Genomic DNA, 11,539 nt, shown 5'->3' with positions numbered 1-11,539 from the left:
ACGGAGTCCGCCCCGGCGCAAGGCAGCGCCAAGAATCCACAGGAGAAAGAGGGATGGTCGTCGCATTCGTCACATGGAGGGACGCGACGCACACGCCAGGGGCGGGTGCGTTCAGCGACAGTGGATGTCGGCCGCGCAGAGCGCGCTCACGCCGAACAGCGCCAGCTCAAGGGCGGCGCTCACGGAGGCGTGACGGGTCGACATGGCGAGAAATATCCACGACGAGCGCCCCGAAGTCAAAGCTTCGAGGCGCTCATCTCATGATCCGGTCGAAACAGTCTCACGATCCGGGACCGAAAGAATCTCCGGTCCCGGCGGAAGAAACTCCGGGGCTCAACTGTTGGGATACACCCACTGGTTGGCCCGGCACGTGATCCCGTCGTGGTCCAGGAACTTCGTCTGCTGCTGCATGACCGGGGCAAGCCCACCGTCCTCGCTGCAGCTCACATGGTTGAACCCGAGCCGGTGCCCGACCTCGTGATTGATCAGCATCTGCCGGTACGCGAAGATCGCATCGCCGTACGTCTCGGCGCCCTGCGCCCAGCGGTCGGCATTGATCATCACGCGGTCCGTGGCGGCCGAGTCGCAGGAGACGTTGTCCTGGGTCGTGTCGAGCCCGGACTTCGCGCACCACTTGGCGGTCGTGGTCCGGCTGGCCAGGGTGATCACGAAGTCGACCTTGCCGCTGGAGACCCGCTCGAAGGTCCGCGCACCCTTGTGCGCCCAACTCCGTTCGTCGTTCAGGGTCTTCTGCACGGCCTCGGCGAACAGCGCGCCGTCCAGACCGAGTCCCTGCTCGACATCCACCCGGTAGCGGAACTTCTGCCCGGTGCCCGGCGCCTTGTCCAGGCCACCGACCGCCTCGAACTCCCCGCTGCCCCGCTGCGGCGGCAGCGTGGCCTTCTTCGCCATCTTCTGCGCGTACGAGAGCGGCTTCGCCGCCGGCGTCTGCCGTTCGTCGGAGCGCGAGGCCTCCGAGGCGTCGCCCCGCAGGCCGCTCTTGGCCTCGGCGGCCTGCCCCTGCGGATCCTGGTCACGCCCGTCGGTCACCTGACCGGCGACGACCACGGCGAGCACGGTGGTCACGGCGGCGGCCGCGATCCCGGTGAACGTGCGCCCCTTGGTGTTCTTCTGCGGCGGATCGGGCTGCACGGGAGCGGCGGGCGGCGCCTCGTCCTCGGACAGCTCGTGCCGGAAGTCGGTGACGGCGGCATACGGATCACGAGCGGACCGCCGCCCGGCCGGATCGAACAGATCCGGTTCCTCGGCGAGCGGATCGATCCCGTCGAACGCCGACACGTACTCATTACGCGGCCCGGGAATCCGCGGCTGCCGGCCCGTCTGACCGATGCGCGGCTGCGGACCCGTCTGGCTGATGCGCGGCTGCGGCCCGGTCCCGGATATCGCACCCCACCCGCCGCCGGCCTCACGCTGCTCCGGATGCGGCCGGCCTGCGCCCTGCTGCGGCACCCGCGGGGTGCCGTGCGCGGGAGTCCCGTCGGGACGTACCCGCGGAACGCCGTGCGGCGGCGTCATCCCGGGGCGGACCTGGGCCACACCGTGCGGAGGAGTCATCGCAGGACGCGCCTGCGGCACCCCGCGCGGAGGCGTCATCCCTACACGGGCCTGCGGCACACCGCGCGGCGGCGTCGGATCGGGCCGCCCCTGCGCCTGGCCCGGCACCGGTCCCGCAGGACCCGGACGCCGACGACGCCCCGTACCCTCCGCGGAAACCGCACCGGAAACCGCACCGAAAGGCGGTCCTACGGGCGCGCCGGAATCCCCGGATCTGCCGGGGACGACGGGTATCGCACCCGTATCGCCGTCCTTCTTGCCGCCCTTGCGCGCGTGCCTGCCCACTCCCCGCCTCAGCTCTCCACCGTCAAGTCGCCTTGCGCGGCGAGCAGTTCACGTACGGCCGTGGCCACCACGTCCGGATACTCCATCATGGCCACATGGCCCGCCTCAGGCAACGTGAGCAGCCTGGAGCCACGGAAGGCACGCGCCGCCTTCTGCGCCATGCGGTACGAGACCAGCTGATCGCGTCCGCCGTAGACGAGCAGCGCGGGCGCGAGCACCCGCTCCGCCTGCCGCCACAGTCCGTGCTGGCCACCGAGGGTGTACGCGTCCACGATGCCGCGCGCCGAGCGGGCCATCGCATCCCAGAAGTACGGCAGTTGAAGCCGCCGCTCCATCTCCTGCACCGCGTGCGCGAATCCCTCCGGCGTCACCCGTCCCGGATCGCCGTAACAGAGCGACATCACACCGCGCGTGCGCTGCTCGGGCGTCCAGTCCTTCGTGAGCCGCGCGAAGAGCTGCGCGACCCCGGGCAGCGCGACGAGCGCGGTCGGGACCGCGGTGCGCTGCACCCGGATCTCCGGCAGCGCCGGCGAGACCAGCGTCAGGGTCCGTACGAGATCGGGGCGGACCGCCGCGACGCGGGTGGCGACTGCACCGCCCATCGAATTGCCGAACAGGTGCACCGGGCCGCGGCCGCTCGCGTCGAGCAGCCGGATCACCGCACGCGCGTGCCCGGTCACCGAATAGTTGCTGTCGTCCGGCGGCGGCGAGTCGCCGAAGCCGGGCAGATCGACCGCCTCGCAGTCCAGGACGTCCTCGAGCAGCGGCATCAGCGCCGACCAGTTCTGCGAGGAACCCCCGAGCCCGTGCACGAACATCGCGGGCACGAGCCCCTCGCGCGTCGGCGGTCTCGACCGCACCGTGAGCGTCAGGCCGGGCAGGGACACCTGGCGCAGCTTCTCTCCCTCGGCGACCCGTACCGGCAGCGTTTTCGGGGTCACCGCCGCGGCGACGGCACCCGGGAGCTCGGTCGAAGACATACGGCGATGTTACGAGACGATCACGCGTTGGATCACGTGTTCGCGGTCACACGATCGCGTAGCGCCCCGAAACGGACTCTCCTACGCTCATGGAGCAAGGGCATACGCCCAGGAAGCATGGGCACACGCCCTGGCCCCTGACTTCTTACGAGAGAGGGAGCCAGTCATGACGGTCGATCCCACCGAACCGGACACCTTCGAGGAATTCGAGGCGGACACCCCGCTCTCCCCCGAGGCACCGGAGGCCGACGCCGCCGAACAGCACACGGCGCTCCGGCAGGACCGCGACGAGCCGGAGCCGCAGTTCGACCCGGCCAACGCCGACCCCGCCGACGCCGCGGAACAGGCCCGGGTGGTGAGCCAGGACGAGGACGACTACCGCTGACGGACCGCCGGCGGGCCCGGCACCCCTGCCGGACCCGGCACTCGGGGGCGGCCGCATTGCCCTCGTATCCAGGCTTTACAGGGCTTTACCGGACACCGGACAAGCGTCCGGTGCATGAAATTCTGCCTCCGAGCCGCGCACACGACGGTTACCGAAAAGTACGATGGCGAAGCGGCAGCACACCGCACACGTAACAGCCATGTATGGGGAGGCGGCGTGACAGCCACCGAGCAGACCGAGGCCGCGGCCCGCCCGCGGGGCACCCGCCTGCCGCGCCGGGCCCGCCGCAATCAGCTTCTGGGCGCGGCCCAGGAAGTGTTCGTTGCGCAGGGATACCACGCGGCGGCGATGGACGATATCGCCGAGCGCGCGGGCGTCAGCAAGCCGGTGCTCTACCAGCACTTCCCCGGCAAGCTCGACCTGTATCTCGCGCTGCTCGACCAGCACTGCGAGTCGCTTCTGACAGCCGTGCGCGCGGCCCTGGAGTCCACCACGGACAACAAGCTGCGCGTCGCCGCCACGATGGACGCGTACTTCACGTACGTACAGGACCAGGGCGGCGCGTTCCGTCTGGTCTTCGAGTCGGATCTCACCAACGAGCCGGCCGTACGCGAGCGCGTCGAGAAGGTCACCCTGGAGTGCGCCACCGCGATCTGCGAGGTGATCGCCGAGGACACCGGCCTGTCCAAGGACGAGTCGATGCTGCTCGCCGTCGGCCTCGGCGGATTCGCCCAGGTCGTGGCGCGCTACTGGCTGCACAGCGAGTCCAAGGTCGACCGCGACAAGGCCGTGGAACTGCTCACCTCGCTGGCCTGGCGCGGTGTCGCGGGCTTCCCGCTGCACGGCACGGACCAGCACTAGCGGCTTCTATTCCTTCCTTCTGTTCGCTGCGAGCGTGCACGGCGGCGCGCTGCCGAGTCCCCTCACCGGGCTAATGTGTGCTGCGTACGGCGCGGACGCCCGCGCACCAGTGACCGTCGGAGGGACAAAGCCGTGGAGGTCAAGATCGGCGTGCAGCACGCGCCGCGCGAGATCGTTCTGGAGAGCGGCCAGACCGCCGCAGAGGTCGAGAAGGCGGTGTCCGAGGCGCTGAGCGGAAAGTCTCAGCTGCTCACTCTCGTGGACGACCACGGCCGCAAGGTCCTGGTACCGGCCGACCGGCTCGCGTACGTCGAGCTCGGCGAGCCTGCCGCGCGCAAGGTGGGCTTCAGCGCCCTCTAGGCCGCGCCGCCTCGGATGAACAGGGCGGGCCCCGGAGATGAACTCTCCGGGGCCCGCCCTTGTGTCTTCGGCCTTGTGCCCCGAACCCTCAATTCGCCTGACGCGAAAGGAGGGTTGCATTCCGCGTGCCCCGGGTAGGACCGGCTGTGACCGATTTGCACCCTGGCCGCGGGAGGACCCATGTTTCTGGAAGCGCTCGCCTCCGTACTCCTCGGTCTGGCCCTCGCCCTGCTCGCCACCCACCGCCTCGCCCACCGCCTCCCGTCCCGCAACCTTGTCCTGGCGACGGGCGCGGCAGGCGCCCTGTTCGGCGCTTTCGTCACCCACTCGGTGGTGGGCCCGGGCAACCCGCTGGCGGTGCTTGCGGGCGCGGTGGTGCTGGCGGTTGCTTCGCTGTCCCTGCTGCTGCGCAACTCAGCCCGGCCGGCGTTTGAGGCCATCCGACCAAAGGTCGGATAACCAGCCCCTGCGGCGCTTGAGCAGATCCGAACGAAGTTCGGATGACGGGGTCTGGGGGCGGAGCCCCCAGTGGGGGCAAGGGGCGAAGCCCCAAGGGGGTGCAGGGGGGCGAAGCCCCCGCGGGCCACCCACCCGGGGTCCGGGGCAGAGCCCCGGTTTCGGGAAGGGGCGGGTAGGGGAAATCCGCCCGCCGCAGGCGCCCACCCACCCGCACCCGACAACGAACAACCAGACCGCGACCCAACCGACTACGCAGCCAGCCCCAGCGCAGCCATCCGCTTCGTGTGCGCCTCAGTGATCCGCGAGAACATCCGGCCCACCTCGGCCAGATCGAACCCGTCCGCGACCCCGCCCACGAGCATCGTGGACAGCGCATCCCGATCCGCCACCACCCGCTGCGACTGCGAAAGCGCCTCCCCCATCAGCCGCCGGGCCCACAGCGCGAGCCGCCCGCCCACCCGGTGATCCGCGTCGATCGCGGCCCGCACCTTCTCCACCGCGAACGACGCGTGACCGGTGTCGTCGAGGACGGCGAGCACGAGATTGCGCGTATCGGAGTCGAGCCGGGCCGCCACCTCGCGGTAGAAGTCCGAGGCGATCGAGTCGCCGACATACGCCTTGACCAGGCCTTCGAGCCAGTCCGACGGAGCCGTCTGCCGGTGGAAACCGTCCAGCGCGGCCACGAAGGGCTCCATCGCGTCCGTCGGCTCCGCACCGATCGCCGAGAGCCGGTCCCGCAGCTGCTCGAAGTGGTGGAACTCGGCCGAGGCCATCTTCGCCAGCTCCGCCTTGTCCGCCAGCGTCGGCGCCAGCTTCGCGTCCTCCGCGAGGCGCTCGAACGCGGCGAGCTCGCCGTACGCGAGCGCACCCAGGAGGTCGACGACCGCGGCGCGGTACTGCGGGTCGGCGCTGGCCGTGGCCCAGTCCTGGGCTGCGATTCCGGTCGGCGACTGGGCTTCCGGGGTGTTGTCAGGCGTCTCCATGGACCGCACAATAGCCCGCCCGTACGGCCTGGGAAGGCCCTGGTCATCTGCTGTGACCAGCGTGACGTGAGGAATTTGACAGACACGCCTGCAGGTACTCGGGGTACAGTGGTAATGCGCCCGCTGAGCCGTGGCCGGTTTTCCCCTGCGTACGAGACGTACGGAGAGTGGACCAGCCGCCTCGACGGGCCATCCCGAATGAGGATGCCCGGTCGGTGGCCCGATCGGCTCCGACCCGACAGCCCTCAAATGACGTACATGGATGTACGTCCCAGAGGGGCCCCTCAGCGGCACGAGCGCTCGAGCGACGGCTGTGGTCCCGCGCCACCCGGCCTGCGCCAAGCGGCCGGAAGCTACCGGCTCGGCCACCGGCGGACTGCTTTTTCGGCAGATCCCGCCCGGTCCAGACCCCCAGCGTTCGCCTCGCGCCGCGTCTCACAGAAGAGGCTGCACCCTGAACACGCCTACGACTTTCCGAGAGCTCGGGATCCTTCCCGAGACCGCCGAGGCCCTTGAGGCCGTCGGCATCATGACCCCGTTCCCGATCCAGGAGATGACGCTCCCCGTAGCGCTCTCCGGCACCGATGTCATCGGCCAGGCCAAGACCGGCACGGGCAAGACGCTGGGCTTCGGCCTGCCGCTGCTCGAGCGCGTCACCGTGCCCGCCGATGTCGAGGCGGGCCGTGCCAAGCCCGAGGACCTCACCGAGGCGCCGCAGGCGCTCATCGTGGTCCCCACCCGCGAGCTGTGCACCCAGGTCACCAATGACCTGCTCACCGCGGGCAAGGTGCGCAATGTGCGCGTCCTCGCCATATATGGCGGCCGTGCCTACGAGCCGCAGGTCGAGGCCCTCAAGAAGGGCGTCGACGTGGTCGTCGGCACCCCGGGCCGGCTGCTCGACCTCGCGGGCCAGAAGAAGCTGAACCTGTCCAAGGTGAAGTGCCTGGTCCTCGACGAGGCCGACGAGATGCTCGACCTGGGCTTCCTGCCCGACGTCGAGAAGATCATCAACCTCCTTCCGGCCAAGCGTCAGACCATGCTGTTCTCGGCGACCATGCCGGGTGCGGTCATCGGCCTCGCGCGCCGCTACATGTCGCAGCCCACGCACATCCGCGCCACGGCGCCGGAGGGCGAGGGCCAGACCGTCGCGAACACCGCGCAGTTCGTCTACCGCGCGCACTCCATGGACAAGCCGGAGATGATCTCCCGCATCCTGCAGGCCGAGGGCCGCGGACTCGCGATGATCTTCTGCCGTACGAAGCGCACGGCGGCCGACATCGCCGAGCAGCTCGAAAAGCGCGGCTTCGCCTCCGGCGCCGTCCACGGCGACCTGGGCCAGGGCGCGCGTGAGCAGGCTCTTCGCGCGTTCCGCAACGGCAAGGTCGACGTGCTCGTCTGCACCGATGTCGCCGCGCGCGGCATCGACGTCGAGGGTGTCACGCACGTCATCAACTACCAGACGCCGGAGGAGGAGAAGACCTACCTCCACCGCATCGGCCGCACCGGCCGCGCGGGCGCCAAGGGCACCGCGATCACGCTGGTCGACTGGGACGACATCCCGCGCTGGCAGCTGATCAACAAGGCCCTTGAGCTGGACTTCAACGACCCGGTCGAGACGTACTCCTCGTCCCCGCACCTGTTCACGGACCTCGGTATCCCCGAGGGCACCAAGGGTGTTCTGCCGCGCGCCGACCGCACGCGTGCGGGTCTGGACGCGGAGGAGCTCGAGGACCTGGGCGAGCCGGGCGGCCGCAACGCCCGTGGCCGCGGTCGCGGCAAGACCGCGACCGTGACCGAGGAGGAGCGCCCGGCCCGTACGCGTACGCCGCGTCAGCGCCGCCGTACCCGTGGCGGTGCCGCGGTGGACGGTGCCGAGGCTCCCGCGACGTCCACGGAGGCTCCGGCCAACGAGACCCCGGCCGCCGAGTCCGCGGACGCTCCGGCCAAGCCGCGCCGCCGCCGTACCCGTACCCGCTCGGGTGCGGAGTCGGCCGCGACCGCTGCCACCGCCGTCGCCACGGAGGCTCCGGCCGCCGAGGCTCCCGCGGCCGAGTCCGGTGAGGGTGCGGCCAAGCCGCGCCGCCGCCGTACGCGGACGCGCAAGCCGGCCGCCGAGCAGCCCGAGAGCTGACACGTTCGTCATCGTGGCCCGGTCCCCTTGCGGGGGCCGGGCCACGTTGCGTTCGCCCTACAGGGCCGGGCGATGTGGCGCCCGTCTTACGGGGCCGGGCCAGGTTGCATTCCGCTTCACGGGGCCGGGCCAGATTGCCTCCCTCTTACGGGGCCGGGCCTCGTTGCGTCCGTTCGCCGTGCCCCCGACCCGCAGCGGTCGCCCGGGGCGGTTAGCCTCGCCTCATGAGCAGGCCGCCCACCTTCACGCCGCCCCCGTGCGCCCACGCCGACGTCCTCCGTACCGCCCGTGGCGACTTCGCCGTGATCGACGCGCGGCCGGCCGGCGCACCCAGAGGAACCGCCGTCCTGCTCCCCGGATTCACCGGCAGCAAAGAGGACTTCATCGCCCTGCACGAGCCGCTCGCCGCGGCCGGATACCGCAGCGTCGCGATCGACGGCCGCGGGCAGTACGAGTCCGAGGGCCCGAAGGACGACCAAGCACCGTACGCACAGGGCGAGTTGGCACGCGACGTGCTCGCCCAGGTGGAAGCCGTGGCGGCCGGCCCCGTCCACCTCGTGGGCCATTCACTCGGCGGCCAGATCTCCCGCGCCGCCGTACTCCTCGACGCCTCGCCCTTCGCGTCCCTCACGCTCATGTCCTCGGGACCGGCCCAGATCTCCCCCTCGCAGCAGCAGCGTGCCAAGCTGCTGCTCGACGCGCTGGCCGTGATGGACATGGCGCAGGTCTGGGAGGCGATCCAGGCGCTCGACGCCCCCGAGGAGACGGACACGGACGCCGAGCTGCGCGGCCGCTGGCTCCGCCACAGCCCGGCCCAACTCACGGCCACGGGACGCCAGTTGCAGACCGAACCGGACCGCGTGGCCGAACTCGCCGCCGTACCGCTGCCGCTGCACGTCCTGTCCGGCGAGCGGGACGACACCTGGCCGGTACCGCTGCTCGACGAGATGGCCCTGCGCCTCGGCGCCGAGCGGACCGTCATCGCCGGGGCCGAGCACTCACCGAACACGGATCGCCCCGCGGCCACCGCGGAGGCCCTGATCGCCTTCTGGGACGGGCTGGGACCGCGCTGACTCCCTACGCGTCCGGCGGTTCGGCATGCTCACGCTTCCACCGCCATGTCCGGATCGCGGAGACCCGGTGGTCGTGCGCGGAGACGTGCGGCACGCTGAGCGGGCCCAGACCGTCGATCGCCCGAGCCGTGCGCGGGTCTTCGCGCAGCAGCAGACCGTGGACGGCGTTGAGCCGCGCGTTGAGGTCGCCCTCGTGCAGCAGATCCACGAGGGCGTCGGCGAGGGCCGGTGTGCGGTCGGGGCAGGGTGCCGCGTATTCGGCGACGAAGCAACGGACTCCGGCGTCCGGGTCCTTGAGCAGCGCCACCAGAGCCGCGGACACCGCGGGGCTTCCGTCATGGGCCAGGGCCAGCACAAGCCCGGCCTGCCCCCGTACCCGCGCGTCCTCGTCCTCCGCGAGCCGCAGGAGCGCCGCCCGCGCCGCCGGACCGCAGCCGCTTTCGCGGCTTCCGAGGAGCAGGGAAGGAACGCGGGCCCGCACCACGGCCGCGGAGTGGCCCAAGTACCGCAGGCCGACGGCCTCCTGGCCGCCGTACGTCGTCTCGCTGAGCGCGTCGAGCGCGTCGAGCGCGTCGGCGAGCACCTCGGGATCGCCCTCGCCCTCGGCGATCCAGGCCGCCAGCAGGTCGGCCGCCTCCTTCTCGTACGAGGTGCGCGGCATCACCGGTCAATACGCGTACGACCGCAGCACGTCCACGACGAAGCGGCGGTGCAGCGGATCCGCGTGACGGCGGTACGCGGTCACCGCCGACCAGGTCTGCGGGCCGCGGCGTTCGCCGAGGACGCCACGCGCGGCCGTCCACACCACGTGGTCCCGGTCACCGTGCGACACGGCACGGGCCACGAGCTCGTCCACCGGCGTCAGGATCCGGAAGGCCCATTCGAGGCACGTCAGGATCGCGAGATGCCCGGCGCGCACCTTGTGGTGGCCGAGCGTCAGCTCCGTCACGGAGTCGTACTCGTCCTCGACCACTTCGGCCCGCGCGGGCCCGGACAGCCCGGCCCTGAGCCGGAGTCCGGGCTCCGCGCCGCACTCGTGCCGGCGCCGCGCCAGATCGAGCAGCCGCTCCCGTACGGCTCCGGGCAGGCGCAGCCGCGGATCGCGGCCCAGTACGGCCAGGACCATCGCGGGCGAACCGCCTTCGACCGCCCTGATCAGCGGCGTGGTGCCGTCCGGCAGTACGAGGTCGGGGTCCGCGCCGCCGTCGATCAGGGCTCGCGCGATGTCCAGGTTGTATGCGGCGACGGCCGCACAGAGCACCGGCAGTCCGTCCTCCATGAGCGCGTCGGGGGCAGCGCCCGCATGGAGAAGCACCCGTACGGCCTCCTCGTCCCCGCTCCGTACAGCCGCCGGCAACTCGCCGTCGCTCAAGCCCCGCCCCTGCCCGTCGTCCGCGTTCTCGTCATGTCCGGTGCCCTGATGGCGGTCCGGCGAGGTCAGACCTGGCCCTGCAGGTGGTCCCAGAAGCCGTCGCGCAGCGCGCGGCGCAGGTCCGCCTGGCCGCGCAGCGAGTACTGGAGCAGCTTCTCGGCCTCGACCAGGAGGTCCTGGTCGACCGGGCCCGGCAGATACGGATGGCCGGGAAGGAGCTCGACCATCTGCTCGCGGCCGCGGGCGCCCAGCCAGGTCGCGGCGATCTGCGCCCCCACGAAGCGGACGTCCTCGCGCGCGGGCCGGGGTGCGGCCAGGTCGTAGGCGGTGGCGGTGCGGCGGGCCACGTACGGCTTGACGAAGTCCAGCTCCAGGGTGCGCTGGCTGTCGACCTCCCAAAGGAGGGGCTCGGCCTGGTTGCGGCCGTCGGGGGCCTCGATGCCCCAGAGGTGGACACGGGCCCCGTACCCCTGCGCGGCCTCGACCGCGGAGACCAGGTCCTCGTCGCCGCCGAGCAGGGCCGCGTCGCTGATGGCGCGGTGCCGGGCGAGGGACTCCAGATCACTGCGGATCAGTGAGTCGACGCCCTTCTGCTGGTTGTTCGCGTTGAGGTTGCCCAGGCGGACCTTGACGTCCGGGAGCTCGGCGATCGACTGCTGCTCGGAGGTGTGGATACGGCGGCGCGCACCGTCGTACCAGTAGACGCGCAGCAGCCTGCTGTCCGCGAAGATCGTGCGGGCCTTGTCGATCAGCGCGTCGATCAGGCCCTCCGCGTCGAGGTCGAAGGACCGGCGGTCCTCCGTACCGGCGACGAGGCGGCCGGCCGCGGCGTAGAGATAGCCGGCGTCCACGAAGATCGCGTGGGTCGACGGGGTCTTGGCGACCTCGGCGAGCATGCGTTGCAGCAGCTCATTGGTGTGATCGATACGCGTCGACAGCACGGCGAGCTCTTGTTCGTTCATAGGGCAGCCATTCTCCGGCCGGTCACGCTGCGAACACAAGCGGTCTCGCTACTCGCAGGTAATTAGACGAGGAAAAAATTTCCTTAGCGTAGGGAATGTTTGTAGGGTGCAAG

13 protein-coding genes are annotated in these 11,539 nt (G+C 71.1%); 6 read left to right on the top strand and 7 right to left on the bottom strand.

Features of this window, described 5'->3' with window-relative positions; genetic code table 11:
- Positions 1–111: 111 nt before the first annotated feature.
- The 3 genes from H9Y04_RS48385 to H9Y04_RS00855 all read right to left on the bottom strand — a co-directional run bounded on the left by H9Y04_RS48385 (position 112) and on the right by H9Y04_RS00855 (position 2,840).
- Positions 112–204, bottom strand: coding sequence for an Ms4533A family Cys-rich leader peptide (locus H9Y04_RS48385; protein WP_368858424.1), 93 nt, complete (start codon positions 202–204; stop codon positions 112–114).
- Between the two features lie 129 nt (positions 205–333).
- Positions 334–1,860 carry a DUF3152 domain-containing protein gene (locus tag H9Y04_RS00860; protein ID WP_438818055.1) on the bottom strand — a complete coding sequence of 509 codons (1,527 nt, stop codon included), beginning with the start codon at positions 1,858–1,860 and terminating at the stop codon, positions 334–336.
- Between the two features lie 8 nt (positions 1,861–1,868).
- Positions 1,869–2,840: an alpha/beta fold hydrolase gene (locus tag H9Y04_RS00855; protein WP_187811644.1), complete on the bottom strand. Its 972-nt coding sequence runs from the start codon at positions 2,838–2,840 to the stop codon at positions 1,869–1,871.
- Between the two features lie 166 nt (positions 2,841–3,006).
- Between H9Y04_RS00855 and H9Y04_RS00850 the strand changes: the two genes are divergently transcribed.
- The 4 genes from H9Y04_RS00850 to H9Y04_RS00835 all read left to right on the top strand — a co-directional run bounded on the left by H9Y04_RS00850 (position 3,007) and on the right by H9Y04_RS00835 (position 4,905).
- Entirely contained in the window at positions 3,007–3,225 is a 219-nt protein-coding gene (locus H9Y04_RS00850) for an Rv3202a family protein (RefSeq protein ID WP_187811643.1), read from the top strand.
- Between the two features lie 216 nt (positions 3,226–3,441).
- Positions 3,442–4,086 (top strand): TetR/AcrR family transcriptional regulator, encoded by a 645-nt coding sequence (locus tag H9Y04_RS00845; RefSeq protein WP_187811642.1) that lies wholly within the window; start codon positions 3,442–3,444, stop codon positions 4,084–4,086.
- Positions 4,087–4,218: 132 nt separating this feature from the next.
- Positions 4,219–4,446, top strand: coding sequence for a DUF3107 domain-containing protein (locus H9Y04_RS00840; RefSeq protein ID WP_187811641.1), 228 nt, complete (start codon positions 4,219–4,221; stop codon positions 4,444–4,446).
- 180 nt (positions 4,447–4,626) lie between these two features.
- Positions 4,627–4,905, top strand: a complete 279-nt coding sequence (locus tag H9Y04_RS00835) for a hypothetical protein (protein WP_187811640.1) — start codon at positions 4,627–4,629, stop codon at positions 4,903–4,905.
- Between the two features lie 248 nt (positions 4,906–5,153).
- On the opposite strand, the gene H9Y04_RS00830 is transcribed toward H9Y04_RS00835, so the two are convergent.
- Positions 5,154–5,888 (bottom strand): ferritin-like fold-containing protein, encoded by a 735-nt coding sequence (locus tag H9Y04_RS00830; protein ID WP_187811639.1) that lies wholly within the window; start codon positions 5,886–5,888, stop codon positions 5,154–5,156.
- 529 nt (positions 5,889–6,417) lie between these two features.
- On the opposite strand from H9Y04_RS00830, the gene H9Y04_RS00825 reads away from it, so the two are divergent.
- On the top strand, positions 6,418–8,019 hold the full coding sequence (locus tag H9Y04_RS00825) for a DEAD/DEAH box helicase (RefSeq protein ID WP_236070489.1): 1,602 nt from the start codon (positions 6,418–6,420) through the stop codon (positions 8,017–8,019).
- A 224-nt stretch (positions 8,020–8,243) separates the two neighbouring features.
- Positions 8,244–9,092: an alpha/beta fold hydrolase gene (locus H9Y04_RS00820; protein WP_187811638.1), complete on the top strand. Its 849-nt coding sequence runs from the start codon at positions 8,244–8,246 to the stop codon at positions 9,090–9,092.
- Positions 9,093–9,096: 4 nt separating this feature from the next.
- Here H9Y04_RS00820 and H9Y04_RS46510 read toward each other — a convergent pair whose 3' ends face one another.
- From H9Y04_RS46510 to H9Y04_RS00810, 3 genes are all read right to left on the bottom strand, one after another.
- Entirely contained in the window at positions 9,097–9,753 is a 657-nt protein-coding gene (locus H9Y04_RS46510) for a HEAT repeat domain-containing protein (protein WP_236070488.1), read from the bottom strand.
- A gap of 6 nt (positions 9,754–9,759) precedes the next feature.
- Entirely contained in the window at positions 9,760–10,464 is a 705-nt protein-coding gene (locus H9Y04_RS46505; RefSeq protein WP_236070487.1) for an ankyrin repeat domain-containing protein, read from the bottom strand.
- Between the two features lie 65 nt (positions 10,465–10,529).
- A complete protein-coding gene (locus tag H9Y04_RS00810) occupies positions 10,530–11,426 on the bottom strand; it encodes an NYN domain-containing protein (RefSeq protein WP_187811637.1) in 897 nt (298 codons plus the stop codon).
- Between the last annotated feature and the right edge of the window lie 113 nt (positions 11,427–11,539).

The organism is Streptomyces polyasparticus (assembly GCF_014493765.1).
In the GTDB taxonomy this organism is placed as follows: Bacteria; Actinomycetota; Actinomycetes; order Streptomycetales; family Streptomycetaceae; genus Streptomyces; species Streptomyces polyasparticus.
The sequence above is the reverse complement of the archived record's forward strand: the minus strand, read 5'-3'. Positions and strand labels throughout refer to the sequence as shown.

Coding starts and splice junctions, on each gene's coding strand:
- H9Y04_RS46510 (WP_236070488.1), bottom strand. CDS start 9,753: ATGCCGCGCACCTCGTACGAGAAGGAGGCGGCCGACCTGCTGGCGGCC.
- H9Y04_RS00850 (WP_187811643.1), top strand. CDS start 3,007: ATGACGGTCGATCCCACCGAACCGGACACCTTCGAGGAATTCGAGGCG.
- H9Y04_RS48385 (WP_368858424.1), bottom strand. CDS start 204: ATGTCGACCCGTCACGCCTCCGTGAGCGCCGCCCTTGAGCTGGCGCTG.
- H9Y04_RS00855 (WP_187811644.1), bottom strand. CDS start 2,840: ATGTCTTCGACCGAGCTCCCGGGTGCCGTCGCCGCGGCGGTGACCCCG.
- H9Y04_RS00810 (WP_187811637.1), bottom strand. CDS start 11,426: ATGAACGAACAAGAGCTCGCCGTGCTGTCGACGCGTATCGATCACACC.
- H9Y04_RS00825 (WP_236070489.1), top strand. CDS start 6,418: ATGACCCCGTTCCCGATCCAGGAGATGACGCTCCCCGTAGCGCTCTCC.
- H9Y04_RS00820 (WP_187811638.1), top strand. CDS start 8,244: ATGAGCAGGCCGCCCACCTTCACGCCGCCCCCGTGCGCCCACGCCGAC.
- H9Y04_RS00835 (WP_187811640.1), top strand. CDS start 4,627: ATGTTTCTGGAAGCGCTCGCCTCCGTACTCCTCGGTCTGGCCCTCGCC.
- H9Y04_RS00830 (WP_187811639.1), bottom strand. CDS start 5,888: ATGGAGACGCCTGACAACACCCCGGAAGCCCAGTCGCCGACCGGAATC.